The sequence below is a fragment of the Streptomyces sp. A3M-1-3 genome (genome assembly GCF_024213665.1).
In the GTDB taxonomy this organism is placed as follows: Bacteria; Actinomycetota; Actinomycetes; order Streptomycetales; family Streptomycetaceae; genus Streptomyces.
In genome coordinates this window covers 95403-119005 of the sequence record NZ_JANAVP010000015.1, presented here as the reverse complement: position 1 = coordinate 119005, position 23603 = coordinate 95403, and the positions used below count along the sequence as shown (strand labels likewise).

Genomic DNA, 23603 nt, shown 5'->3' with positions numbered 1-23603 from the left:
CTCTGCCCGCCCGGCGGATCCAGCGGGAAGCAGGAGTTGACATCCCCTACCGGCCGGTAACAGACTGATGTTACCGCTAGTAACAACAGCTTGGAGGGGACATGGCGGAGTTCACCATGGAGCTCAACGATGACCAGAAGCAGGTCCGCGACTGGATCCACGGCTTCGCCGCCGACGTAATTCGCCCGGCAGCCGCCGAATGGGACGAGCGCGAGGAGACTCCCTGGCCCGTCATTCAGGAAGCCGCCAAGGTCGGCATCTACTCCCTCGACTTCTATGCCCAGCAGTTCTTCGACCCCACCGGACTCGGCATCCCGGTGGCGATGGAGGAGCTGTTCTGGGGGGACGCCGGTATCGCCCTCTCCATCGTCGGTACGGGACTGGCGGCCGTCGGTGTGCTGGCCAACGGCACCGAGGAGCAGATCGGCACCTGGATCCCGCAGATGTACGGCGACGAGAACAATGTGAAGGTCGCCGCCTTCTGCTCCTCCGAGCCCGACGCCGGCTCCGACGTGGCGGCGATGCGCACCCGCGCCGTCTACGACGAGGCCAAGGACGAGTGGGTCCTGAACGGCACCAAGACGTGGGCGACCAACGGCGGCATCGCGGGCGTCCATGTCGTCGTCGCCGTGGTCGACCCCGAGCTCGGCTCCAAGGGCCACGCCTCCTTCATCGTGCCGCCGAACACCCCCGGTCTCTCCCAGGGCCAGAAGTTCAAGAAGCACGGCATCCGCGCCTCGCACACCGCCGAGGTCGTCCTCGAGGACGTGCGCGTCCCCGGCCATTGCCTGCTCGGCGGAAAGGACAAGCTCGACGAGCGCCTCGCCCGCGCCCGCGAGAGCGCCCAGTCCGGGAGTGAGAGGGTGAAGAACGCCGCGATGGCCACCTTCGAGGCGTCCCGTCCGGCGGTCGGCGCTATGGCGGTGGGCACCGCCCGGGCCGCGTACGAGGTCGCGCTCGACTACGCCAAGACCCGTGAGCAGTTCGGCCGCCCGATCATCGACAACCAGGGCGTCGCCTTCCAGCTGGCCGACATGCGCACCCAGATCGACGCCGCCCGGCTGCTGGTCTGGCGCGCCTCGTGGATGGCGACGACGGGCAAGCCGTTCACCTCCGCCGAGGGCTCGATGTCCAAGCTGTACGCCAGTGAGACGGCGAAGAAGGTCACCGCGCAGGCCATCCAGATCCTCGGCGGCAACGGCTTCACCCGTGAGTACCCGGTGGAGCGGATGCACCGGGACGCAGCGATCTACACCATCTTCGAGGGCACCAGCGAGGTCCAGCGCCTGGTCATCGCCCGGACGCTGTCCGGCATGCCGATCCGCTGAGGTGGTTTATGCAGCAAGACGCGCATAGATCTCGCGGCAGAAGATAGCCCCCGCCGAGAACGGCGGGGGCTGATTGCTTGCCTCTTCGACGTGATCGAACTGCCGATGGGAGATATCCGGGAGATCAACTTCTCTGAGGTGGGATCCAGGGGGGAATCGGACCGTACTCGCGGCGGTCGACGACCGGCCTCAGCGAGCCTTCCCATAGCGACTGCAGAGACTCGGCGATCTTCAACTCCATCGCGAGCGTCACGTGAGAGTACGTACCCTCGATGCCCTGCAGGGCGTGGCCCATCCGTTCTTCCACAGCAACTCTAGGGTGTCCACCCTCGTCGAGCCAGACCTTGTGACTGTGGCGCAGCCCGTGCGGCACCATCCCACCAACTCCCACGACGGGGCGCACACCCTGCCGGGCCTTCGCCCCTCGAACCACCGGCCGCGCAGAGCGGCCATCAACGATCGGGCGCCAGGTCTCCGCGTACCAGTCGCCCCCGCGGATAAGCCGGCCGCCGCTGGGTGCGGTGAACACCCACTCAGACTTGGGACGCGTAGCCGCAAGGCGCTGGAGCAGCTCGGCCAGGAACGGAGGGATGATCAACCCCCGTCCCGAGTCGTACTTCGGGTCGATCTCCGTGAACTCACCGTTCACGTACTGGCTTTGCTGCGACAGATGGATCCGCGCCCCGTCTCCAGAGTCGTTCAGTGCAAGCTGACTGCGATGGATCCCGGCGAGCTCGCCGATGCGGAACCCCGTGTAGGCGGACGTGAGAACGAGCGCGTACTCGTTCAGGCCACGCATCTCCAAAGCGTTGCGCGCGACGAGCAGTGCTTGCCGCGGAGTTGCGATCACCTTCTCGTCCTTCGGCTTGGGCTTGTACCGCCCGCGCCGGCCCGACTTCCGAGTGCCGACCGGATTGTCGAGGCGGATCTTCTCAAGAACCGCGTCGTCGAGCATCGTCCGGAATGTAGAGATCACCGCGTCCGCGTAGTTCTTGCTGACCCTGACACGAAGGCCCTTCTCCCATGCGGCGATACCGACGGGAGAGAGGTCTCCGATCGCCACGGCCCCCCACTCGGGAAGGACCCGATTCTTCAGCCGGAGGCGGTACTCCTTCTCGCTCAGCGGACCCACGTCGATGGAGTCCAGCCACTGCTGAGCCCACATCTCAACGGTGATCCGACCGTCGCGCGGGTTGATGAACGTCTTGCGGCGCACGTCGACCTCGAGGCCGTGCGCAAAGTCCTCAGCCGACTTCTCGGTATAGAAGGGCTGACCGTTGTCGTCGCGGGACACGGATCCCCACTTGCCGTTGGGGAGTTTGTACCGGCCGCGGTAGCGCCACTTCTTGGCGCGCTTGTCGTATGTGCGCTTTTCGCCGTATGCCACTGCTCACCTCGCCTGCAGAGCTGCCGTACCCGGCCGACCTATGGGGGTTGTCGGCTCGGACGGCATCTGAATGTGTCACCCAGTGTGGAGGCGCAGACGCGCGCGATCCGTAACGGTGGGCAACCGCTGCCAGTGATGTACGACCAGGTTGCACGCTGCCTGGAGCAGCTTGGCGCCGTCTTCCGTGATCAGATCCTCGTCGATGATGATGACGAACTGATCGGGATCATCATGTACCCACATGCCGACGTTGTGCGGCATGCCCTTGACACGAAGAACCAGAACTCGCATTGGTCCCCCAAAAACCATCCGAGTGTGGCCCGCTCGTCGGTATTCAGTCATCAGACCACACCAATGGGTGACATGAGGAGGGGTTGAAGTGACTCGATGAACAAATTGTGAAACCTAGTTGGCGATCTCTGACGAACCGTCGTCGCCCATGCTCTGTAGCAGGCGCTGCGCCTTCGCCCAGGCCAGCAGATCCTTGCGGATCTGCTCAGGGGAGGCGTCCGGCGTCCCCTTCACTACCACGATCATGCGGGCATCGGAGCCGAGGGGCGTCAAGTCCATGACGGTGGTGTCCAGAAGTGGCCCATCCGCCAGCTCCTGCACGATGCGCAGGGGGAGTTCGGCCGCCGACACCTCCCCGCTGGCTGACGTGCCGGCTACCGCCCGGAGCTTCGCCGAGCCCGAATGAGTCTGCGGCTCATGGAGGGAAGGGTCGCCGCCGGCGAGGACAGCCTCGCCCGACCCGGGGCGCCAGCCCAGTGCTCGCTCCACTTTGGGGAGCGAGCTGGGCATGCGCTTACGGCCCTTGCCCGACTCGAGGTTCTGCACCGTCGACTCGCTGACGCCGGCCGCTTCGGCCAGCGCTACTTGCGTCCATCCCTTGGTGTCACGCGCTGCCTCGATGGCCTTGGCGAGGCGCGCCCAGTCCCTACCCATGGGTTCATCATGCCTCAGCACCTGGCAACACGCACCCATCGGGACCCCTAAACGACCTGTATTGATCGGCGCACGGGGCGCACTTTTGTTGCCTCTCTAAGCGCCTCCCGGCGCACGCGATGCCTCCTTCACGCCTGTCTCCTGGCATGCAGTGCACCCATCAGCACCTAAAAAATGCGGCTCAACACCCAGAGATTCCGGTAAAACACCTTGCGAACCCGGAGCAGCGGGCCTACTTTAGGTGTCGTGACACCGAACGGAGCCGCGATCAGGTCCATCCGTGAGGCACGCGGACTAAGCCTGAGAAGGCTCGCGCACCTCATCGGCAGAGACCCGGGCTACCTCTCCCACGTGGAGACCGAAAAGCAGGGAGCAGGGCCCAAAACCCTCACCCGAATCGCCGAGGAGCTGCACGTCCCCATCGCAGCCATAACAAGGGAGAAGCCCCGTGACCAGGAATGACCTGGCCAACACCCCCACCGAGACCCCGCCCGCCATCGACGCCGCGCTCATCGAGCGACTCACCGTCGCGGTCGAGGCGCTCGCCCGACAGACGCGGGTCATTGACCCCGAGCTGAAGTGCTACCCGCCCGACGAGGCCGCGCGGCTGCTCGGCAAGACCGAGAACTGGGTGGTCGAAGCCATCCAGGCCCGACGTATCCCGTTCACCTACGTCGGCAAGTCCCCCCGCATGACGGCCGCCCACATCCGTTGGGTGCAGGCCAGCGGGGAGCTCACACCCCACAAGTACGCCGCCGCAGTCGCCGCCTAGAGCGGCAAACGGGCCGCCGCCGGGCTCTCACACACCGACGGACGGCCCTCGATCCACCACTCACCATCCACAGAGACGAGGCAGATCGTGCCTTCATCATCCACTGAGCCCCGCGAGGTCGTACAGCTCGACCTCTCCGCTGGCTCACTCCACACGACTCTGGTCGACGGCCAGCCGCACGTCATCCTCCGTCCGGCCGTCGAAGCACTGGGACTCGACTGGAAGAACCAGTACGAGAAGCTCAAGACCCGCTCGTGGGCCTCCGTGGTGCAGAGCACCATGCAGATCCCCGGCGACACCCAGGCGCGCATCCACTCGCTCGCCCCGGTCCGCACCTTCCTGATGCTGCTCGCCACGGTCAACGAGAACCGCGTCAAGGCCGAGACCCGCCCGACGCTCGTCGCGTTCCAGAACGAGACTGCGGATGCGATCGAGGCCTACTGGACCCGCGGCGGCGTGATCAGTGAGCGCGCCTCGGACGACCAGCTCGACGCCTTGCAGCAGCAGATCGAGGAGCGTCGGATCCGTCGGGCGCTGGGTCTGGTCCAGCTGATTGCCGCGATGGACGACAGCGTGGACCCGAAGTGGAAGCGGTCCCGGCAGCTGCACCACTACGCGGAGGCGACCGGCGAGGTTGCTGAGATCGCCCCGGAGGACCGGGCGCTGCTGGTCGAGACGTACCTGAAGGACCGCGGCCTGACGACGGACGAGCGCCGCTCGGTGCGCTCTTCGTTCGGCCGGCGTGTGTCGCTTGGGTACGAGATGCAGCACGGGGAGAAGCCGAAGGACTCGTTCGGTCTGGTCGATGGCCGTGAGCGGTCGGTGAAGTCGTACACGGAGGCCGACCGGCCGCTGTTCGACAAGGTGTGGAGCGAGTTCTACGCCGACCGCTATCCGGCACAGCAGCAGCTGGGCGGTGCGGCATGAGCGCCCGGAAGCACCTTGCCCGTCGCGGATACGGGCGCAACGGCTTGGCCATCTTCTGCCAGTGCGGCGAGTACAGGTCCATCGCTGGAACCGTCCGCGAGCAGGAGGACGCCCACCGCGCCCACCGCGTGGACATGGGCGAGACCGTACAGCCCCGCAAGCCCAGCAAGATCGAGCGACTTGAGGCTGAGGTCGAGCGGCTGCGCGCCGAGCTGACCGCCGTCTCGGGCGGCACCGCCGACGCCGGGCAGCCGGAGACGGCCGTCGAGTTCGGGGTGCAGGCCCCGGACGGCGACGTGCTGGTCCCGACGCCCGACCGCGCCGCAGCCGAGCAGCGGCTGGCCCGCTACCGCGACATGTGGCCGACCGCCGCCCTGATGCAGCGCACCGTCCGCTACAGCGCATGGACGGAGGCCGAGTGATGGCCACGCCGACGAACCCGATGTGGGCGCACCTCTCGGCCCTGACCGCGAACCCGTTCATCCCGGAGCTGCACGCCGACGACTGCGACGACGTGACGTGCGTCCGCTGCGAGCCGATGGCGATCGACCGCCTGGACGTGCCCCTGGCCGTCGTTGAGGCGCAGACCGCCCCGGACCTGGAGCAGCAGCTGGCGGAGCTTCGCGCCCACGCCGAGCAGCACCTCGCCGAACGCGGCGCCAAGCCGTCGCCGGAGCACTGGGTGCAGTGGCACGAGTTCTTCGACATCGACCCCGACCTGCGCAACCGCGACTACGGACAGCCCGGAGGCACCCGATGATGCGCGCCACGACGTTCTGGACCGAGACCGCCTACGTCGACGCAGGCTTCCAGCCGGACCCGTCGCTCAGGATCTACCCCGAGGGCGAGCACCGGGGGTCCGACATCACCGTCCTCTTCCGGCTAAACACGACGCCCGACGAGCAACTCGCCATCGCCGACAAGGTGCTGGCTGGAGTACAGGCCTGGCGGGACGGCATCGCCGCCCGAGTGGAGGGGGAGCGCACCGCCGCTGACGAACTGGCCGCGGCCCGCGAGGAGATCGCCCGGCTGAAGGCGGAAGCCGAGGCCGCGTCATGACCGCCTACCTACACGACGGCACCGAGTTCGACCTGGACCGCACCTACGTGGATGTGGTCGGTGTCGAGTGGTCCTGGACGGGCGAGTGGACTGAGGCGGGTGAGCCGCTGATGCGCGGCGGCGAGTGCGCCACCCTCGTGCCGCTGCCGGACGTGTACCGCGACCACGGGCCGCTGATCCCGGTCACGGTCGGCGTGCCGGCTGGGCTGCGGGCGGCGGTGTTGGCGGCTGAGTCGCCGCTCGCCGTGGATCTGGCGGCCGGGTATGCGGAGTCGCTGGAGCAGTACACGGCCCGCACAGCGGCGGCGAAGCCCGCGCCCGTGCCGATGGTCCCGGCCGCTGTCCGCCGCGGGTTCTTCGCCCGCCTCGCCCAGGCGGTGGCCCGGTGAGCTTCGGGACCCGCCTCGCCTGCTTCGTGCACTACCGCCTCACCGGCCGCCACATCGCCGCCCTCTTCGCCTACATCGCCGGGTCCATCTGGCTCGGCCACCGACTCTGGAACTGGGGGAACCCCTCGTGACCATCTTCATCAACCCCGGCAGCGGCCCGGTTGCCGCTGCTACCGCCGCCAACGCGGACGCGTGCATGCGGCAGTTCGTCGCCGACCTTCGCGACATGGGCGTCACCGTTGTCGAGATGCGGCAGCCCGGCCTCGACGACGGCGGCCGGTTCGGGTACGCCCTTCACAGCCAGAGCCGGCCGAACGGCCAGGCCATCGAGGTGGAGATGCCTGGCCTGTCGGTCGACAAGGTGCGGTACACGGGCGACGACGGCCAGAACATCTGGGACTTCCCGCGCCTGTACGTCGACGGCGACTCGTGGATCTGGTGCTACGCGCTGGACATCGTCAAGGACACGATCCGGGGCGGCAGCGATGACTGACGACCGTCTCGCCGAGATCGCGGCCCGCATCCCGCAGTTGTACGAGGGCCCGTGGTCCGTCTCCTGGGCTGACGGGGACGGGGAGCACACCCCGGAGCGCTGGGTCATCAGCTACCCGACGGACAACCCGCTGGCCGGGCTGGTCGCCGAGGTCGCGGACTACGGCGCGGAGCTGGCCGAGTTCATCGCCCGCGCCCGTGAGGACGTGCCCTGGCTCATCGAGCAACTGCGCAAGCGCAACGCCGAGATCGCCGAACTCCGCACCAAGCTCGCCATCCGCGAACGGCAGCTCGACGACCTCGACAGGTGGGTCATCGCATGACCGGGCTCGCCATCGGCGTCATCGTCGCCGCCGCCCGATCCTCGCCATCTACGGCCAGCGCATCAGCGACCGCATCGCAGCCCGCCGCCGGTATGCCCGCATCACCAAGCGCATCGCCGCCGAGACCAACCCCTGCCGACGCGCCGCCTGGCGCGACATCCGCGACAACGACACCCACCTGGGGGACTGACCGTGTACACCACCACCCGCTTCGAGCGCGTGCCGCTCACCGCCACCAAGTCCGTACCCTGCACCGGCTGCGGCAAGAAGGTCCGCCGCCAGCGCACCTTCGAGCAGACGATCAACCCGTACAACAAGAACGCCGACGGCATCCCGAAGTCCCGCATCGACATCCTCCACGAGCTCAAGACTCAGGCCGACGCGTGGCAGGCCGTGGCCGAGACGCACACGAAGTGCGAGGGCGAGTCGTGAGCATCACCATCCCGTGGCTTGCCCCCGGCCGACACCGCCTCAGCCCGGCACAGCTGCGCGCCGAGAACGCCACGCTCCTCAACCGGCAGGCCGCAGCAGACGACTACTTCGCCCGCCTCACCGAGGACCGCGACGACGTGTACCGCTGCTGGCAGAAAGCCGCCGCCGCCCGCGACACGGCCGAGGAACTCGCCGCCGGGTACGCCCAGCAGCTCGCCGCGCAGACCGCCGAACTCCTCGAACTGCGGGCGTTCCGCCACAACACGCTCGCCGTCAGCGCCCCCATCGGACAGCGCGACATCGACCCCGACGACCAGCCCACCCAGCCCATACCCGTGCCCCTGTGGGAGGCGCACGGCATCGGCCCCGTCCACGCCGTCACCGACCCCGGCCAGACCACGTGGGGCGCCCGCAACCAGCAGCAGGGGGTGGCCTGATGCTCGCCGACCTCATCACCGTCCTGCACCGCGCCGCCGAACTCGCCCTCCTCTACGGCCCCGACCCCGAAGGCTGCATCCGCGCCGCCGTCTACGGACGACCCGACGTACAGCTGCCGGAATGGGACACCGCCGACTCCATCCTCGTCGAAGAGACCGTCGACTGCGTCACCCTGTGGATCAACCCCGACAGCCCCGACGCCGACCACGACACGCCCCTCGACGAATGGGCCGCCGGCCGGACCGTCGCCGACATCCGCGGCGCACTGTACGGGGCAGCAGCAGGCATCGAAGCAGGTGCCCTGTGAAGCCGTACTGGGAGGACAACGACGCCAGGATCACCCTCTACCTCGGCGACATGCGGGAGATCCTGCCCACGCTCGGCCTGCAGGCCGACCTGATCGTCGCGGATCCACCGTACAGCGAGACCAGCCTCGCCTGGGACCGGTGGCCCGACGGCTGGCCGCAGCTGGCCGCCACGGTCGCGAGCAGCATGTGGTGCTTCGGGTCGATGCGCATGTTCCTCGACCGCCGCGACGAGTTCGCCGACTGGAAGCTGTCGCAGGACATCGTCGGCCACGACGAGGGTGGCCAGCCGATATGGGGCGACGTCAACGTCGTCTGGGAAAAGCACAACGGGACCGGCTTCCAGCGGGACCGGTTCCGCCGCGTCCACGAGCACGCCCTGCACTGGTACCGAGGGCCGTGGTCAGGCACTTGCCACGACGTGCCGCGAGTCCCGTCCACGGGGGCGCACACAGGTGGGGCGAAGAGCGTTACGCGACTCCAGGCACCGCACATGGGGGCCATCGGCGTCGGCACATGGGTGGATGACGGCACTCGCCTTATGCGGTCCGTCATCAAGGTGCGGTCCGTGCGCGGCAAGGGCCGCCACCCCGACGAGAAGCCGCTGCCGATTTTGATGCCGTTGATCGAGTACGCCTGCCCCGAAGGCGGCCTAGTCGTCGATCCATTCGCCGGCAGCGGCAGCACGCTCGACGCCGCGAGGCAGGCCGGCCGCCGCGCGATCGGCATCGAGCTCAGTGAGAAATACGCGCAAGCCGCGGCCAAGCGCCTGTCGGCGCTGGTCCTCACCTAGACCGCGCCGGGCCGGCGGAGACGCAGAGCCCGCCGCCCCGGCGCACAACCGCAGGACGCCCCGCCGACCCAACGACGGCGGGGCGCAACCCAAGCATCCCAGGAGACGCAGCTGTGAACAGCTGGCACCACGCCCAATCATCCGCCCGCAAGTGGGGCGGCGACCCCGAGCTCTACTTGCCCATCCACGAGTTCATCGACAGCTCCAAGCGCATCATCGGCGACGTCCGCCACCGCTCCCTGTACCACCACACCGAGGGCGTCTGGCTCTGCCAGCGGATCTTCGGCGTCACCCTCGACGTCCCGAAGGCCCGCACCACCGTCCGGGTGCCCGTGCGGCTGATCGCCGAGCAGCACGTCCTCGAAGACCTCGGCTGGCTCCCCTCGCCCGCGGACTACATCAACGGCATGCCCATCAAGGCATGGATGTCCGGCAGCCAGCGCAAGACCGTGCCCCTCTCCCACCTGCTCATGACCACGCCCGGAGGCAACCAGTGACCAGCGCCCGCAACTTTCTCGGCATTCCCGTCGAAGGCGACATCAACGAAGGCGACAAGCGGAAGAAGCAGCGGCCCCTCGAAGAGTTCCAGCCGATCCTTCAGGCGGTCCTCGACGACCCGACCATCACCGAGTTCGGCTGGCGCCAGTACACGCCGTACTTCAACGACGGCGACCCGTGCACCTTCAGCGCCTACGAAACGTGGGTCCGTACCACCACGGACGGCGAGGACGTCGACGGCTACGAACTCGAAGTCGCCTACAGCCACCCCAGCCTCGGCCAGATGACGGGCGGCGAGTGGGTCGACAACCCCGAGGACCCGGGCGGTCGCCGCATCAAGGTCGGCGAGCGCTACGAGGGATCGGACCAGGCTCGGTATGAGCGAGCCCGCGAGCTGGACCGGGCTATCGAGGGCGGCCAGTACCTCGACGTGCTGCTCGACGCCTTCGGTGACCACGCCAACATCACCGTCCGCCGCAGCGGCATCCAAGTCGAGTTCTACCAGCACGACTAGCCGCCCCCGCAACCCCAGCCGCCGCGTCGAGCGCACGCCCAGCGCTCCGCGGCAGGAGGCCCGCCTCCACCTCCCCCCGGAGGCGGGCCTCACCATCCCGAAAGGAAGACCACATGAGCACCGAGACACCCACCATCCCCGCAGAGACCGCGGCGCACGTCCTGTTCCACTTCGGACGCGGCGGCTACCAGGCCGGCTCGTTCACCCAGCACCTCATCGCCCTCATCGCCCGCGCAGACATGGTCAACAAGGCCAAGCTCGCCGCCGTCTACCCCGACTACGCCGCCGCCGTCATCGCCATGGAATACGACCCGAACGGCATCGCCGCCCTGCAGAAGATCGCGGCAGGCGCCTGATGACCGAGATCCAGACCCCGACCGGCGTCCTCCTCGGCCGCTACACCCCCGGAACCCCCGAATGGGACGCGGCCCGAGCCGGCCTGTGCATCACCGCCACCGAGATCGCCGCCGTCCTCGGACTGTCGCCGTGGCAGTCCCGCTTCAGCCTCTGGCACAAGAAGGCCGGACTCCCGTCGCCGCCGTTCGTCACGTCGCCGGAGATGAAGTGGGGCAGCCGGCTCGAAGACGACGTGTTCGAGGAGTTCGACGAGCAGCACCCCGAGTACCTAGTGATGGAGACCGGGACGTGGCGGCACCGCGACCGGGAATGGCAGCGCGCCACCCCCGACCGGCTGCTCGCCATCCGCGAGGGCGGGGCCAGCGACATGGTGCCGATCCGTATCGGCGAGGCCAAGACATCGCCGTGGGGCGACCACTGGGGCCCGGCCGGCAGCGACGAAATCCCCGTCTACTACCGGGCGCAGGTCATCTGGCAGCAGGACACCCTCGGCCTGCTGGACCCGGCGCACATCGCGGTCCTCATCTCCGGCCACGACTACCGCGAATACACCGTCGAGTACGACGCCGCGGACGCCGAGCTGATGCGCAAAGCGGCGCGCGAGTTCCTCGACGACGTCGCCGCCGGAGTGCGCCCACCGATCGACGACTCGACCGCCACCTACCAGACGGTCCGCATGCAGCCCGAGGGCCGCGAAGACGTCGACGTCGAAATCCCCGGCCCGCTGCGTGACCGCTACTTCGCCGCCCTCGACGGCGCCGAAGCCGCCAGCGCCGAACTCACCGGCGCCCGCTCCGAAGTCCTCGACCACATCGGCAACGGCAAGCGCGCCGTCTGCCTCGGCCAGACCGTCGCCACCCGCACCGTCCGGGGCGGCAAGACCCACTCCCTCCAGCCCGCCAAGAACAGGAGCAACACCGCATGACCGAGACCATCTCCAACGCCATCGCCACCCGCGACAACGGGCCCGCCGCACAGATCGAGCAATACCGCGACGAGTACGCCGCCCTCGTCCCTTCCCACATCAACCCCGACCAGTGGATCCGACTCGCCGTCGGCGCTATCCGCGGCGACAAGAATCTGATGCTCGCCGCACAGACCGACGTCGGCGTCTTCCTCCGCGAGATGAAGGTCGCCGCCCGCCTCGGCCTTGAGCCCGGCACCGAGCAGTTCTACCTCACCCCGCGCAAGAGCAAGGCGCACGGCGGCCGACAGATCATCAAGGGCATCGTCGGCTACCAGGGAATCGTCGAGCTGATCTACCGAGCCGGCGCAGTCTCCACGGTCATCGTCGAAGCCGTCCGTGCGGCTGACTCCTTCGAGTACGTCCCTGGCCGCGACGACCGCCCCGTCCACGGCATCGACTGGTTCGGCGCCGACCGCGGCGACCTGGTCGGCGTGTACGCCTACGCGGTCATGAAGGACGGCGCCGTCTCCAAGGTCGTTGTCCTGAACCGCAAGCGCGTCATGGAGATCAAGGCCAAGTCGGACAGCAAGAACTCCGACTACTCCCCGTGGAACACCAACGAGGAATCCATGTGGCTGAAGAGCGCCGTCCGGCAGCTCGCCAAGTGGGTGCCGACCTCCGCCGAGTACATGCGCGAACAGCTCCGAGCCCAGGCCGAAGTCGCCGCCGGAGCGCCGAGCGTCGCCGGCGCCCCGCTCCCGCCGCAGCCGAGCGCGCTGGACGACTACGACCCCGCCGACGAGGGCCCCATCGAGGGCGAGCTCGTCGACTAACCGCAGCACTCGGGGCCGCTCTCGCCCGAATCGGGAGCGGCCCCGGCATCAGAGTCCCACACCCGAAGGGAGCACGACCATGACCCGCCGCCTCACCGTCGCCGAGCGTCTCGCCTCTGCCGAGAAGGACTTGCTGCTCGCCGACATAGCCGCCCAGTCGTCCTGGGACCAGTTCCTCGTCGAGCAGGCCGTGTACGCCTTCGGCCTCGCCAACGAGACGTTCTCCGCAAACGACATGCGCGACGTCCTGCCCGACCTCGGCCACGGATACCTGGGCGCCGCTATCAACGCCCTCCGCCAGGGCGGCGTCATCGAGCACACCCGCCAGTACGTGCCCTCCACCAGCCCCGCCACCCACGGACACCCCATCGCCGTCTGGCGGTTGAGCGTCAAGGGCCTCGTCATCGCCGAGCAGCGCCGCGCCGCACGCCGCGGGAGGGCCGTATGAGCGCCCGCGATCCGCTGCGTCCCGGACGCCCCGGTGTCTGCGCCTACGCCCGCATCGACGAAGCGAAGGTCGGCTCCACCGGCCAGGGCGCCGCATGGCTGGCCGAAGAGACCCAGTGGTTCCACCGCGCCGGGATGCTCACCGTCGTCGGCGAGTGCATCGTCGGGGGCACCGTCTACCTCCACTGCCACAAAGTCGAACGCGCGCAGGAACTGGTCGACCTTGCGGTACGGCACGGCGTCCCGGCGAACTGCGTCCGCGCGGTGACACGGCTCGACAAGTCCAAGGCAGGTGCCGCATGAGCGCCGCCGCCGCATGCGCGGCCTGGGTCGGCGGCATCTGGCTGGCCATCGCCATCGTCGCCTGGAACATCCACCGCCGCGGCCGCCGCCCCGCGCCCACCCGCCGCACCCCCGCCGACGTCGCACGCGACGCCGCAGCCCACCGCGCAGCCCGCACTGGCCACTGGCAGATCAACGACGCCGAACTCGCCGACCAGGTCGCCATCTGGGCCGACGACTTCAACCGCGGATGCGACCGACTCCGCGACGCCATCCGCAACACCGACGACCACGAGGGGGACCAGCTGTGAGCCGCGCCGCACTCGCCACCTGGGCCAAGCCGGCCCCCGCTCCGCTCCCGTTCCCCACCGACCGGACGTACACCGGCGACATCGACTGGATCGCCATCGAACGCGCAATCACCCACGACCACCCCCGCGTCCAGCTCACCCGCGACGAACAACTCACCGCCACCCTCCTCCTCATCCGAGCCGGCTGGACCGAGAAGGACACCGCCGAAGCCGTCGGCGTCGACAAGCGCCAGATCGCCCGCTGGAAGTACGAGAACGGCCTCGGCGCCGCACGCACCTGCACCCTCGACGACTGCGGCGACCAGATCAAAGCCCGCGGCCTCTGCTACCGGCACTACCGCCAACACGAACGCAAGCGGAAAGCCGCAGCCCGGCCGACCAAGGGAGCACGCCGCCGCGAACCCGCCGCATGCGGAACCCGCCCCGGATACAAGCGCCACCACCGCGAAGGCACCCCCGTCTGCGAACCCTGCCAAACCGCCAACGCCAACTACGGCACCGACCGCTACCACGCCACGAAGGAGGCGGCGTGATGGGCGTCATCCACCCCCGCCGCGACGAGATGCGCAAGCTCCTCGAGGCCGGCGGAATCTCCGACATCGACATCGCCCGCCAGGTCGGCGCCGACCGCAGGACCGTGTACCGGCTCCGCCGCAAGGTCGGCATCCCCGGATACCGGGAGCTCGCCGACACCTGCCTCCACGGCCACCCGTACCCCGAGAACCTCGGCCACCGGCCCAACGGCTGGCGCTACTGCAAGGGCTGCCACCGCGACCACAAGAAGCGCTACAAGGCCGCCGCAGCCTTCGACGAAGCCGCCGTCGAGCGCGCCGCGGCAGGTGACCCGCCGGAGCGGCTCAGCCCCCGCGAACGCGAAGCCGCCGTCCTCCGCCTGGGGTCGCACCTCAGCCCCGAGGACATTGCCGAACGCGTCCGCTGCACCACGCGGACCGTGTGGCGGATCCGCGCGCGCAACCGCGACCAGCTGGCCACCGCCGCCTGACCGCACGAGAACGCCCCGCGGTGATGCCGCGGGGCGTGAGGAGAGGAGGGGACGTGTCAGGACTCGGAGTCGGAGCGCAGCCGGCGCTTGTGCGCGGCGATCTCACGCTTGATGTAGACGCGCAGGTCGGCGGCGCGCGACAGGCCCTTGGCCTCGCACACCTCGCCGTACTCGGCCCACGTCTCGGCGTCCACACGGATCACGCGGCCGGGCGTTCCCTTCACAGTCATGCAACCAATGTAGCTGACCGTGCACGGGCGGGGCACCCCGACTACCTAAAGTGCCCATCAAAAGCCCCTCGGGTGCACGGGCACCCTGGGGTAGGATCGAAGTGCGCCAAAGGGGCGGCTGAGCAATTGAGGCAACCGCCGTAAGGGCCTGGTTCCGCATGCCTCCAGCCCCTATTCGCAACGCCAGGAAGAAGAACCCGTGAGCACCGAAGCCATGAACTGGGCCATGGACGACGCGCCCATGCTCCGCACCGAGAAGGGCAAGCCGGACACCACGGCGCGACACGTCCTTCAGGTGCTCGGTGAGCACGCACGACCGGACGGCACGAACGCCCACCCCTCGATCCTCCGCATCCAGTTCCGTACCGGCTACGACAGGACGACCGTGCAGCGGGCGCTCCGCCGGCTCGAGAAGGCGGAGCTGATCCGGAAGGACGGATCGGTCGACGGGCGGACTCGCTGGCAGCTGGCCATGAAGCTGATCCGACCCAAGACGGATTGGTCCGACCTGGAGCGCGAGGAGGACAGCTTCCGGGCAGCAGCGGCAGAGCGGAAGAGGCGATCCCGCTCGAAGGGTGTCACGCACTCAACGCCTGTGACCGTCACGGATTCAAAGGGCGTGACTGTCACGGACGCAAAGTCTGTGACAGGCGATGTCACGGACTCAACGCCTAGCCGTCACGCACTTAAAGTCCGTCCGTCACGGACGGAACGCCGCCCTAACCACCAACAACCGTCAGACAACCAACTACAAGAAGACTCTTCTCTCGCCGCCGCCGTTTCGGCAGTCAAGGGGAGCCAGCAGAAGGACCACCACCTCGAGTCCTTCGGCGCCTTCTGGGTGAGCTACCCGAAGAAGAAGGCCCGCGAGGAAGCGAAGAAAGCGTGGATCGCCGCAATGGACCGCGGCGCCGACCCCACACACGTCGTCAAGGCCGCCGAGGCCTACGCCCGCGAGCGCCACGGCGAAGACCCCAAGTACACGAAGTACCCCGCCACCTGGCTCAACAAGGGCTGCTACGACGACGAGCCCGACACCCCCGGCAAGTCCCAGCTGCGCGCCGTAGCAGGCGGCCACCAGCCGTGGCGCAACCCCGAAGACCAGTCCGCCTATTACGAGGAGCTGTAGACCATGCAGTGGACCCCGCCCTACGACCCGAAGCAGTACGACCTCGAGCCGCTGCTCACCCGCCAGGGCCTCACCGCCGACTGGTTCACCACCGACGACGGCGACCCCTACGGCCCGACCAACGTCGCCCGCTGGAGCAGCCACCAGGTCACCAAGCTCGTCCCGTTCCGCTACCGGACCGCCGTCGGCCAGCGACCCGAGCTCCACCAGTGGATCGCCGCCCTCGCCGCCGAAGCCCGCACCGAACAGGGACGCCGCGGCGCCCCCGTCGCCTCCGTCAACCGCGGCCCGTCGCTGCTGCTCCTCGGACCCACCGGCGTCGGCAAAACCTACGAGGCCTACGGTGCGCTGCGTGAGCTGGGCGTGACCGGGATCGTCGCCCGGTGGACCATCGTCACCGCCGCCGACCTGTACGCCCAGCTACGGCCCCGCCACGGCATCGACTCCGAGACCGAGTTCCAGCGGTACGCGAAGGCCAGCATCCTCCTCGTCGACGACCTCGGCGCCGGCGGAAAGATCAGCGAGTTCACTGAGGACATCAACTTCCGGCTGGTCAACCACCGGTACGAGAACGAGCTGCCGACGCTGATCACGTCGAACGTGGTGCCGCAGGAACTGTCCGCCCGGCTCGGCGACCGGGTCGCGTCGCGGCTGACGGAGATGTGCCAGCGGATCGTCATCACCGGCCAGGACCGCCGCCGGCAGGTCGCCGCGTGACCACCGACATCGACCCCGAGCTGTGGGTCGACGCCCCCGTCGACCCGATGCCCGCCTTCGACCGCAAGCTCCCCCAGGACACCGACGCAGAACAGTCCGTCCTCGGCGGCATGATGCTTCACCCCAACGCCATCCTCGAAGTCCTCGACATCCTCGACAGCGAAGCCTTCTACCAGCCCGCCCACGAACTCGTCTTCAACGCCATCACCGCCCTGTACGCCAAGGGCCTGCCCGTCGACCCGATCACCGTCACCAACCGGCTCCGGGAGACCGGCGACCTCGAGCGGGCCGGCGGCATCAACGCCGCGTTCAACCTCGTCAACGCCACCCCCACCGCGGCGAACGCCAGCTACTACGCCGACATCGTCCGGGAGAAGGCGCTCCTCCGCGGACTCGTCCGAGCCGGTACGAGCATCGCCCAGCTCGGCTACGCAGGCGGCGACGCCAACGAGTCCGCAGACGCCGCCCAAACCACACTCAACACCGCCGTGCAGGTTCGGGACGACTCCGACTCTGCGCTGATCGGCGACGACTTCGAAGACGTGGTCGGCGAGCTCGAGGAACTCCAGCGCAACGGCCAGGCCATGGGAGTCCCGACCGGGTTCACCGACATCGACTCGCTCACCCACGGACTCCACCCCGGCCAGGTGATCATCATCGCCGGGCGGCCCGCCATGGGAAAGTCGACCCTCGCCGTAGACATGATCCGCGCCTGCTCCATCAGGCACGGTCGGCCCAGCGTGCTGTTCAGCCTCGAAATGTCCCGCCGCGAAGTGCAGCACCGCATCATGTCCGCCGAAGCGCGCATCGGCCTGCACCACATCCGCGGCGGCACCATGACCGACTCGGACTGGACCCGCCTCGCCCAGAGGCTGCCCGACGTCACGGCCGCGCCGCTCACGATCGACGCCACGTCCGGCCAGACCGTCATGCAGATCAAATCCCGCTGCCGGAAGCTCAAGCAGCGCGGCGGCCTCGACCTCGTCGTCATCGACTACCTCCAGCTGATGACCTCCGGCTCCTCCCGCCGCCAAGAGAACCGGCAGCAAGAGGTCTCCGACATGAGCCGCAACGTCAAGTTGATGGCCAAGGAGCTCGAGGTTCCCGTTGTGATCCTCGCCCAGCTCAACCGCGGACCCGAGCAGCGGCAGGACAAGAAGCCGATGGTGTCCGACCTTCGCGAGTCCGGATCCCTCGAGCAGGACGCCGACCTTGTGATCCTCGTCCACCGCGAAGACGCCTACGACAAAGAGTCGCCCCGCGCCGGCGAGGTCGACCTGATCGTCGGCAAGCACCGCAACGGGCCCACCGCGACCATCACCGTCGCCAACCAGCTGCACTACAGCCGCTTCGTCGACATGGCGCTGACATGACCCGCCCCGCCTGGCCGTGCGGCACCGCCGCCACCGGCCCGACACCCCCGCCCTGCCCCGACTGCCAGCCGAACGGAGAAGCCATATGAGCCGCACCAAGCGAAACCGGAGCCGTGACGAGATCTTCCAGTCGATTCAGAGGAACACGGTCCGGTCGTACTCAATCACCGCCACCTGGCCCAACGGCCGAATCAACCAGATGCACCGCAAAGACAAAGCGCACGTGCGTGAGATGGCGGAAGACCTGGAAATGAAGGGCGTGCACGTCAAGGTCGTCGAGTGGACCGGCTCGCAGTTCAGGCAGCTGGCCGATCTGCACGCCTTCGCTAAGCGCACAGCACTCCCCGCGGCTGCGACCTACGCGGACAAGGTCGCAGCGGTCAAGGCGGACCTTGAAGTACTGGCTCGGCAGGCGGCCGGAAGGCGGGCTCTGCGATGACCACAAGCATCCGCCCCACCGACCTGCCTGAGCTGAGGGCCGAGCTCATGGAGCACTACCAGAAGCCGAACATTGTTGACTCGTGGGCCCGGCGCCGGGCTCCGGCAGCCCTGGAGTTCCGCGACGCCAACGGCATGCTGATGGCCAAGGTCAATCCGACCGGAGATACCCGGCGCCTGCTGGAGATCGGCCGCCTCGAGAAGGCCGAACTGTTCTTCGTTTCAGCAGCCATGACGGACGTGGCCGTCGCGGCGGCCGCCACCCTGCCCTCGTTCGCGGTAGAGGAATTCGACCTTCCCTCGAGTGCCGGGCTCATGATTTTCGAGAAGCCGATAGCCGCGGACGCGAACACGGAAGGCGGCTACGGCGAGACGGTCTACATCGCCGGCGCCTCCTGGAACATCATCCGCAACCAGAAGGCCGGAACGCTGCTCTGGCTCAGCTTCTACATCGACCTGCACCAAACCCTGGACGGGGAGGTAGCTGCCGGAGGGATTACCGAGGCCCAGGCCGCCCGTGAAAAGTCTTGCCAGCCCCGCTACAGCTACACGACCGACGGCGCCAAGCTCCTCAGCGTCAAATCCGAACTCAACGGCAACAGCGTCCTGAATCTGTGGGGTCGGACGATTGTTGCGGCGTGGCTCCTGTCCCAGCAGCCGCTCGCCGACGTTTCCGAGGTTGAGGCCGACCGAGCCGCCGCGAAGCGCCTCAAGAGGGCCCGGCATGAAGCGCGGCCCGTGCGTGTGGTGGAGCTCCGCCGGCCGAGCAGCGGCGGTGGACAGGGCGAGCCGGTCAGCAACTACCAGCACCAGTGGATCGTGCGCGGTCACTGGCGAAACCAGTGGCATCCCAAGCGTGAAGTCCATCGCCCCGTCTGGATCGCACCCCACGTCAAAGGCCCTGAAGGCGCACCGCTCTTGGGCGGCGAAAAGGTCTACGCGTGGAAGAGGTGAACGCGATGACCCCCGATTGCCCGACGCCTGGCAAGCACCGGTACGCGACCCGTGAGGCCGCGGCCCTGGTCGCCGAGCGGACCCAAGTCCCCTTCGGCCGCGTACTCAACCCCTACGCCTGCCGCTGCGGATGGGTGCACCTCACGAAGCTCGCGCCCGCCGAGCGGTACACCCTCCCCGCCGCCTAGCCCCTGCACCCCGAAGGAGACACCCGTGAGCTCTCGTAACGGCCGCCGTCGGGCGCCGGGCGACATGTTCCCCGGCATGCCGGACGCGCTCGCGAAGCGCCCGCCGAAGGCCGAGGACGGCGAGCACGAGATCCGCACCCTCGACGAGGCGATCGCCCGGTCGCTGGAGATCCTCGACGAGGCGCTCGCCACCTACCCGATCGTCGGCACCTACTGGCTGTCGTCCGGCGGCAACGACTCCGCGATCGTCGGCCATCTGCTGCGCAGCCGGTACGACGCGGTGCTGCACGTGAACACCGGCACCGGCATCCCGGAGACCACGCAGTACGTGCACGACGTCGCCATAGCGTGGGGCGACACCCTCCACGAGCTGCACCCACGCAACGCGTACCGGGACCTGGTGCTCGGCCAAGTGCTCGCCAGCCGCGGCCCGAACGCCGGGAAGCGCGCGGTCTGGCAGGGCTTCCCCGGGCCAGCTGGCCACAAGGTCATGTACCGGCACCTGAAGGACGAGCCGCTGATGCGGTTCCGCCGCGGCGTCGTCGGCGACGAGGGCCGCACCAGGAAGGTCATCTACCTGGGTGGCATGCGCTGGGCTGAGACCGAGCGCCGGTTCCGCAACGCTGAGGCGATCGACCAGGACGGCGCGATCGTCTGGGTGTCGCCGCTCGTCCACTGGACCGACGCGCACATGCGCGAGTACCGGGCCCGGTACCGCTGCCAGCAGGACCACGAACACGCCCAGCACCGGCTGTGCTTCGACGGGGCGCTGCCGCTGAACGAAGTCACCGAGCACATCCACATGTCCGGCGAGTGCCTGTGCGGCGCCTACGCCAAGCCCGGGGAGCTGGACGAGGTGGAGTTCTTCTACCCGGAGACCGCGGCCCGGCTGAAGGCGCTGGAGCGGGAAGCAGTGGCCGCCGGGATTCCTGCCTGCCGCTGGGGCCAGAAGCCGCCCGGCGATGAGGACGCCAGCCCGGCCGGGCGCCTGTGCTCCTCCTGCACCACCATCCCCGGCCAGGACGACCTGATCGACCAGTGGCGCGACATCGGCCTCATCACGCCCGAGCAGCACGCCGCGTTCACCACCCCCGCCGCCTAGTCCGCCCCGCCCACCCCGACCCGAGGAGACACCTGATGTTGGACCCCGACCAGTGGAAGACGATCACCGGCCTTGTCGGCTGGCTGGATCGTGAGAACGGCCGCGACAGGCAGGAGATCACCCTGCGCCTGTTGAAGTTGACCGAGGAATCCGGCGAGGTCGCCCAGGCGTGGATCGGAGCCGTCGGCCAGAACCCCCGCAAGGGCACCACCCACAGCCCGGACGATGTTGCCGCCGAACTGTGCGACGTGATCGTCACCGCCGCGGTGGCGCTCGTCAGCATCGTCGACGCCGACGCCGACGCCGAGCCCGTGTTCGCCGCGAAACTGCAGCGCATCGCCGATCGCGTGGCCGCGCTCGCCGCCACCCCTGCCCCGTGACGCAAGCCGGCCCGCCCTCCTCGTCCGAAGCGAGGAGGGCGGGCCTGGCCCCGACCCTACGCACCGAGGAGAACCCGATGACCCACACACCCGCAGAGCCCGTGCCCGTCGAGTTCCTGTACGGCGTCGATAGCAGCGTGAATGACGACGCCCGGTTCTACCAGCCGCCCCGCGTCGTCCGATTCCTGATCACGAAGAAGACCCCCAAGCGGATCTACTACGTCGCCAGCCAGGACTGGGAGCCGCGCGCCCGGATCGGGTTCGTCGACCGGCAGCGCATCGAGGCCGACGGCGAGGTCTACTCCCGCAACCGGCACTGGTCCGCCCCGGACTTCCACCTGTACCTGGCTCCGCCCGTCGTCGAGCAGGCGGCGAAGCCGGACCTCGCCGGGCTCAAGCAGGCGATGGCCGCCGCGCACCCCGACCGGGGCGGCAGCGACGCGGAGTTCATCGCGGCCCGCCAGCGGTACGAGCGGGCGCGCAGCGTGGGCGGAGCCCAGCAGTGACCGCCCCGAGCCCGGCGCCCCGCCCGCAGCGCCGCAGCATCGTCTTCTCGCCGGAGTCGCTCGCGTTCCTCGCCCGGTTCCGGCAGAACGGCGAGACCGCCGAACAGGCCATTGCTGCCGCGCTCAAGCTGCGTGCCATCGCCGACGGGCACTGCGACGCCCGCGGCCGGCTCAAGAACCAGGCCCAGCGGTGAGCCGGCCGGGAGCGGCGCCGACCGTGATGCAGATGCTCAACCTGACCGACCGGGCCGAGTTCAACGGCGGCCTCACCCCGGCCGAAGCCGCCCGGCTCCGTGCCGGGATCCGGGCCATGGACTCGTCCCGCCGGTCGACGCAGGCCCGGTTGAACGCGGCTGTCCGGGGCGGGGAGGCCGTCCAGTTGGCCGCGGTCCGCCGCCTCGTGTACCGGGCCCGGTACCGGGGCGCGTCGGCCGTGACCGTCCGCGCCCTCGACATCGCCCTTGCCGCCGCTGTCGACACCGCGAAGGAGTCCGCGTGATGGCGGGCCGCTGCGTTCCGGGCTGTCCGCTCAGGCCGCGGCAGCCCCGAGGAAGCCGCTGAAGGCCCCTAGGAGCGCCGAACTCCCGTCCGGCGGACTCCGCGACGCCGGGCCGCCAGAGCGCCAGCGAGGCGCACAAGCTTGCGACGCGACTCAACTAGACCGATAGGAACCGAAATGACCGATCCGCTACACGCTCTTCGCGATCAACTGGCCCGCGAGCACCGGCAGTCCACCCGGAACGCTGGTGCCGCGCACCGCGTCCCCGAAGCGCAATACGTCCACGACGGCATCACCACCGGCCTGAAGATCGCACTCGGCTGGGTCGACCACCAGATCGCAGCAGCAGACGAGACCACCCCCGCCCCCGCGCCGAGCCCGCTACGGGAGCAGGTCGCGGCGGCCATCCGCCCCAACATGCTCTTCGGACTGCAGGACGCCGAACTCGACGGACCCGGCGGTACCCAGCGGATCAACGAATGGGTCGACTGGATCGCCACCGCCGTGCTCGCCGTCCCCGCGATCCAGCACATGCAGGCGACCAGCAACCGGATGGTCGACGTCCAAGGCCGCTGCCCCGCCTGCGGATGGGAGTCGCTATTCCTCGGAGACGGCGGCTACGTCACCTGCTTCCGCCTCGAATGCCCCGAGCCCGACGCCGCCAGCACCGTCCTGGAACGCCGCCCCGCCCCAGTCCCGGCCGACGTCCGCGAGCAGATCGCGGCGGCCATCTGGGAGCGGCAGAACCCCGGCCGCCGCTACGCCGACTGCGAGCACCCGTGGATGGCCGACGCCGAAGAGGACGCCGACACGGTGTTGCGGGTGCCCGCCATCGCCGAAGCGCTCGCCGTCGAAGACCAGCTCGCCGAGACGCGGATCGCGCTCGCCATGCAGAAGGGCGTGAGCGCAGACCTCCGCGTCGAAAGCAAGGCACGCGGCGACAAGCTCACAGCGCTGAAGCGAGCCCACGTAGCCCTCGCCAGCCAGGCCGGAAAGGACCAAGCCGCCCTCGAGCGGGTGCGAGCCGAGTGCGACGCCATCGAGGCCGATCGCGCCAGGCTCGATGCCAACTGCGAATCGTTCGGCGACGGGTACGCCGACGCCGCAGCCCGCATCCGCCTCGCCCTCGACCCGCAGGAGCAGCCGTGACCGACACCGACGCCACCCACCTGAACGCCGACGTCGTCGTCGAACGCATCCGGTCCATCGCCGCCGGGTGGGAACGCGACGCACACCTCTACCCCGACGCTCGCATCGGCCTCGCCGAGATCGCCTTCATCCTCCGTACCGCCCTTGAACCGGTCGACGGCCCGCCGTCCGCCCAGCCGCCGTCCGCCTGACCGCA

42 protein-coding genes are annotated in these 23603 nt (G+C 69.0%); 38 read left to right on the top strand and 4 right to left on the bottom strand.

Annotated features, from left to right (window positions below):
* The first annotated feature begins 101 nt into the window (after positions 1–101).
* The gene (locus NLX86_RS19150) at positions 102–1328 is read left to right on the top strand and encodes an acyl-CoA dehydrogenase family protein (protein ID WP_254372939.1); all 1227 of its coding nucleotides are present in this window, start codon (positions 102–104) and stop codon (positions 1326–1328) included.
* Positions 1329–1452: 124 nt separating this feature from the next.
* On the opposite strand, the gene NLX86_RS34765 is transcribed toward NLX86_RS19150, so the two are convergent.
* The 3 genes from NLX86_RS34765 to NLX86_RS19135 all read right to left on the bottom strand — a co-directional run bounded on the left by NLX86_RS34765 (position 1453) and on the right by NLX86_RS19135 (position 3660).
* Entirely contained in the window at positions 1453–2715 is a 1263-nt protein-coding gene (locus NLX86_RS34765) for a tyrosine-type recombinase/integrase (protein ID WP_254372938.1), read from the bottom strand.
* Between the two features lie 75 nt (positions 2716–2790).
* Positions 2791–2976, bottom strand: coding sequence for a hypothetical protein (locus NLX86_RS19140; protein ID WP_254372937.1), 186 nt, complete (start codon positions 2974–2976; stop codon positions 2791–2793).
* A gap of 144 nt (positions 2977–3120) precedes the next feature.
* A complete protein-coding gene (locus NLX86_RS19135) occupies positions 3121–3660 on the bottom strand; it encodes a helix-turn-helix transcriptional regulator (RefSeq protein ID WP_254372936.1) in 540 nt (179 codons plus the stop codon).
* Positions 3661–3906: 246 nt separating this feature from the next.
* On the opposite strand from NLX86_RS19135, the gene NLX86_RS19130 reads away from it, so the two are divergent.
* The 24 genes from NLX86_RS19130 to NLX86_RS19020 all read left to right on the top strand — a co-directional run bounded on the left by NLX86_RS19130 (position 3907) and on the right by NLX86_RS19020 (position 14742).
* Positions 3907–4122, top strand: coding sequence for a helix-turn-helix transcriptional regulator (locus NLX86_RS19130; protein ID WP_254372935.1), 216 nt, complete (start codon positions 3907–3909; stop codon positions 4120–4122).
* On the top strand, positions 4109–4432 hold the full coding sequence (locus NLX86_RS19125; protein WP_254372934.1) for a hypothetical protein: 324 nt from the start codon (positions 4109–4111) through the stop codon (positions 4430–4432). The genes NLX86_RS19130 and NLX86_RS19125 overlap by 14 nt, the downstream gene beginning before the upstream one ends.
* A gap of 87 nt (positions 4433–4519) precedes the next feature.
* On the top strand, positions 4520–5359 hold the full coding sequence (locus NLX86_RS19120) for a phage antirepressor N-terminal domain-containing protein (RefSeq protein WP_254372933.1): 840 nt from the start codon (positions 4520–4522) through the stop codon (positions 5357–5359).
* Positions 5356–5781, top strand: coding sequence for a hypothetical protein (locus NLX86_RS19115; RefSeq protein WP_254372932.1), 426 nt, complete (start codon positions 5356–5358; stop codon positions 5779–5781). Before NLX86_RS19120 ends, NLX86_RS19115 begins: the two co-directional genes overlap by 4 nt.
* Positions 5781–6119, top strand: a complete 339-nt coding sequence (locus NLX86_RS19110) for a hypothetical protein (RefSeq protein WP_254372931.1) — start codon at positions 5781–5783, stop codon at positions 6117–6119. Before NLX86_RS19115 ends, NLX86_RS19110 begins: the two co-directional genes overlap by 1 nt.
* Positions 6116–6418: a hypothetical protein gene (locus NLX86_RS19105; RefSeq protein ID WP_254372930.1), complete on the top strand. Its 303-nt coding sequence runs from the start codon at positions 6116–6118 to the stop codon at positions 6416–6418. The genes NLX86_RS19110 and NLX86_RS19105 overlap by 4 nt, the downstream gene beginning before the upstream one ends.
* Positions 6415–6807: a phiSA1p31-related protein gene (locus tag NLX86_RS19100; protein WP_254372929.1), complete on the top strand. Its 393-nt coding sequence runs from the start codon at positions 6415–6417 to the stop codon at positions 6805–6807. Before NLX86_RS19105 ends, NLX86_RS19100 begins: the two co-directional genes overlap by 4 nt.
* Positions 6804–6938: a hypothetical protein gene (locus tag NLX86_RS34485; protein WP_302061492.1), complete on the top strand. Its 135-nt coding sequence runs from the start codon at positions 6804–6806 to the stop codon at positions 6936–6938. Before NLX86_RS19100 ends, NLX86_RS34485 begins: the two co-directional genes overlap by 4 nt.
* Positions 6935–7300 (top strand): hypothetical protein, encoded by a 366-nt coding sequence (locus NLX86_RS19095; RefSeq protein WP_254372928.1) that lies wholly within the window; start codon positions 6935–6937, stop codon positions 7298–7300. Before NLX86_RS34485 ends, NLX86_RS19095 begins: the two co-directional genes overlap by 4 nt.
* Complete coding sequence (locus tag NLX86_RS19090) at positions 7293–7622, top strand: hypothetical protein (RefSeq protein ID WP_254372927.1); 330 nt, start codon at positions 7293–7295, stop codon at positions 7620–7622. Before NLX86_RS19095 ends, NLX86_RS19090 begins: the two co-directional genes overlap by 8 nt.
* Before the next feature lie 192 nt (positions 7623–7814).
* Positions 7815–8054, top strand: coding sequence for a hypothetical protein (locus NLX86_RS19085; protein ID WP_254372926.1), 240 nt, complete (start codon positions 7815–7817; stop codon positions 8052–8054).
* Positions 8051–8491: a hypothetical protein gene (locus NLX86_RS19080; RefSeq protein ID WP_254372925.1), complete on the top strand. Its 441-nt coding sequence runs from the start codon at positions 8051–8053 to the stop codon at positions 8489–8491. Before NLX86_RS19085 ends, NLX86_RS19080 begins: the two co-directional genes overlap by 4 nt.
* Positions 8491–8799 carry a hypothetical protein gene (locus tag NLX86_RS19075; RefSeq protein WP_254372924.1) on the top strand — a complete coding sequence of 103 codons (309 nt, stop codon included), beginning with the start codon at positions 8491–8493 and terminating at the stop codon, positions 8797–8799. The genes NLX86_RS19080 and NLX86_RS19075 overlap by 1 nt, the downstream gene beginning before the upstream one ends.
* The gene (locus tag NLX86_RS19070) at positions 8796–9590 is read left to right on the top strand and encodes a site-specific DNA-methyltransferase (RefSeq protein WP_254372923.1); all 795 of its coding nucleotides are present in this window, start codon (positions 8796–8798) and stop codon (positions 9588–9590) included. Before NLX86_RS19075 ends, NLX86_RS19070 begins: the two co-directional genes overlap by 4 nt.
* 113 nt (positions 9591–9703) lie before the next feature.
* The gene (locus NLX86_RS19065; protein WP_254372922.1) at positions 9704–10087 is read left to right on the top strand and encodes a hypothetical protein; all 384 of its coding nucleotides are present in this window, start codon (positions 9704–9706) and stop codon (positions 10085–10087) included.
* Positions 10084–10602 carry a hypothetical protein gene (locus tag NLX86_RS19060; RefSeq protein ID WP_254372921.1) on the top strand — a complete coding sequence of 173 codons (519 nt, stop codon included), beginning with the start codon at positions 10084–10086 and terminating at the stop codon, positions 10600–10602. The genes NLX86_RS19065 and NLX86_RS19060 overlap by 4 nt, the downstream gene beginning before the upstream one ends.
* A 113-nt stretch (positions 10603–10715) precedes the next feature.
* Positions 10716–10958: a hypothetical protein gene (locus NLX86_RS19055; RefSeq protein ID WP_254372920.1), complete on the top strand. Its 243-nt coding sequence runs from the start codon at positions 10716–10718 to the stop codon at positions 10956–10958.
* Positions 10958–11884 (top strand): YqaJ viral recombinase family protein, encoded by a 927-nt coding sequence (locus tag NLX86_RS19050; protein WP_254372919.1) that lies wholly within the window; start codon positions 10958–10960, stop codon positions 11882–11884. The genes NLX86_RS19055 and NLX86_RS19050 overlap by 1 nt, the downstream gene beginning before the upstream one ends.
* Positions 11881–12699, top strand: coding sequence for a recombinase RecT (locus NLX86_RS19045; protein WP_254372918.1), 819 nt, complete (start codon positions 11881–11883; stop codon positions 12697–12699). Before NLX86_RS19050 ends, NLX86_RS19045 begins: the two co-directional genes overlap by 4 nt.
* Positions 12700–12778: 79 nt before the next feature.
* Positions 12779–13147, top strand: coding sequence for a hypothetical protein (locus NLX86_RS19040; RefSeq protein WP_254372917.1), 369 nt, complete (start codon positions 12779–12781; stop codon positions 13145–13147).
* Positions 13144–13449 (top strand): hypothetical protein, encoded by a 306-nt coding sequence (locus tag NLX86_RS19035; RefSeq protein WP_254372916.1) that lies wholly within the window; start codon positions 13144–13146, stop codon positions 13447–13449. The genes NLX86_RS19040 and NLX86_RS19035 overlap by 4 nt, the downstream gene beginning before the upstream one ends.
* The gene (locus NLX86_RS19030) at positions 13446–13739 is read left to right on the top strand and encodes a hypothetical protein (protein ID WP_254372915.1); all 294 of its coding nucleotides are present in this window, start codon (positions 13446–13448) and stop codon (positions 13737–13739) included. The genes NLX86_RS19035 and NLX86_RS19030 overlap by 4 nt, the downstream gene beginning before the upstream one ends.
* Positions 13736–14272 carry a hypothetical protein gene (locus NLX86_RS19025; protein WP_254372914.1) on the top strand — a complete coding sequence of 179 codons (537 nt, stop codon included), beginning with the start codon at positions 13736–13738 and terminating at the stop codon, positions 14270–14272. The genes NLX86_RS19030 and NLX86_RS19025 overlap by 4 nt, the downstream gene beginning before the upstream one ends.
* Positions 14269–14742 (top strand): helix-turn-helix domain-containing protein, encoded by a 474-nt coding sequence (locus tag NLX86_RS19020; protein ID WP_254372913.1) that lies wholly within the window; start codon positions 14269–14271, stop codon positions 14740–14742. The genes NLX86_RS19025 and NLX86_RS19020 overlap by 4 nt, the downstream gene beginning before the upstream one ends.
* Positions 14743–14798: 56 nt before the next feature.
* On the opposite strand, the gene NLX86_RS19015 is transcribed toward NLX86_RS19020, so the two are convergent.
* Positions 14799–14972, bottom strand: a complete 174-nt coding sequence (locus NLX86_RS19015; RefSeq protein ID WP_254372912.1) for a hypothetical protein — start codon at positions 14970–14972, stop codon at positions 14799–14801.
* 199 nt (positions 14973–15171) lie between these two features.
* Between NLX86_RS19015 and NLX86_RS19010 the strand changes: the two genes are divergently transcribed.
* The 13 genes from NLX86_RS19010 (at position 15172) to NLX86_RS18950 (ending at position 23598) form a co-directional block, all read left to right on the top strand.
* A complete protein-coding gene (locus tag NLX86_RS19010) occupies positions 15172–16101 on the top strand; it encodes a helix-turn-helix domain-containing protein (protein ID WP_254372911.1) in 930 nt (309 codons plus the stop codon).
* 3 nt (positions 16102–16104) lie between these two features.
* The gene (locus tag NLX86_RS19005) at positions 16105–16818 is read left to right on the top strand and encodes an ATP-binding protein (protein ID WP_254372910.1); all 714 of its coding nucleotides are present in this window, start codon (positions 16105–16107) and stop codon (positions 16816–16818) included.
* Positions 16764–18191, top strand: coding sequence for a replicative DNA helicase (dnaB, locus tag NLX86_RS19000; RefSeq protein ID WP_374213911.1), 1428 nt, complete (start codon positions 16764–16766; stop codon positions 18189–18191). The genes NLX86_RS19005 and dnaB overlap by 55 nt, the downstream gene beginning before the upstream one ends.
* An 85-nt stretch (positions 18192–18276) precedes the next feature.
* Positions 18277–18630, top strand: coding sequence for a hypothetical protein (locus NLX86_RS18995; protein WP_254372909.1), 354 nt, complete (start codon positions 18277–18279; stop codon positions 18628–18630).
* Complete coding sequence (locus tag NLX86_RS18990) at positions 18627–19583, top strand: hypothetical protein (RefSeq protein ID WP_254372908.1); 957 nt, start codon at positions 18627–18629, stop codon at positions 19581–19583. Before NLX86_RS18995 ends, NLX86_RS18990 begins: the two co-directional genes overlap by 4 nt.
* Positions 19584–19588: 5 nt before the next feature.
* Positions 19589–19771, top strand: a complete 183-nt coding sequence (locus NLX86_RS18985) for a hypothetical protein (RefSeq protein WP_254372907.1) — start codon at positions 19589–19591, stop codon at positions 19769–19771.
* Positions 19772–19796: 25 nt separating this feature from the next.
* Positions 19797–20873 (top strand): hypothetical protein, encoded by a 1077-nt coding sequence (locus NLX86_RS18980; protein WP_254372906.1) that lies wholly within the window; start codon positions 19797–19799, stop codon positions 20871–20873.
* A 35-nt stretch (positions 20874–20908) separates the two neighbouring features.
* Entirely contained in the window at positions 20909–21253 is a 345-nt protein-coding gene (locus NLX86_RS18975; RefSeq protein WP_308409610.1) for a MazG-like family protein, read from the top strand.
* A gap of 77 nt (positions 21254–21330) precedes the next feature.
* Positions 21331–21759: a hypothetical protein gene (locus NLX86_RS18970; protein ID WP_254372905.1), complete on the top strand. Its 429-nt coding sequence runs from the start codon at positions 21331–21333 to the stop codon at positions 21757–21759.
* Positions 21756–21953: a hypothetical protein gene (locus NLX86_RS18965; protein WP_254372904.1), complete on the top strand. Its 198-nt coding sequence runs from the start codon at positions 21756–21758 to the stop codon at positions 21951–21953. Before NLX86_RS18970 ends, NLX86_RS18965 begins: the two co-directional genes overlap by 4 nt.
* Before the next feature lie 32 nt (positions 21954–21985).
* Positions 21986–22258, top strand: coding sequence for a hypothetical protein (locus tag NLX86_RS18960; RefSeq protein ID WP_254372903.1), 273 nt, complete (start codon positions 21986–21988; stop codon positions 22256–22258).
* A 177-nt stretch (positions 22259–22435) separates the two neighbouring features.
* A complete protein-coding gene (locus NLX86_RS18955; RefSeq protein ID WP_254372902.1) occupies positions 22436–23407 on the top strand; it encodes a DUF6085 family protein in 972 nt (323 codons plus the stop codon).
* The gene (locus NLX86_RS18950; protein WP_254372901.1) at positions 23404–23598 is read left to right on the top strand and encodes a hypothetical protein; all 195 of its coding nucleotides are present in this window, start codon (positions 23404–23406) and stop codon (positions 23596–23598) included. The genes NLX86_RS18955 and NLX86_RS18950 overlap by 4 nt, the downstream gene beginning before the upstream one ends.
* Positions 23599–23603: the final 5 nt, after the last annotated feature.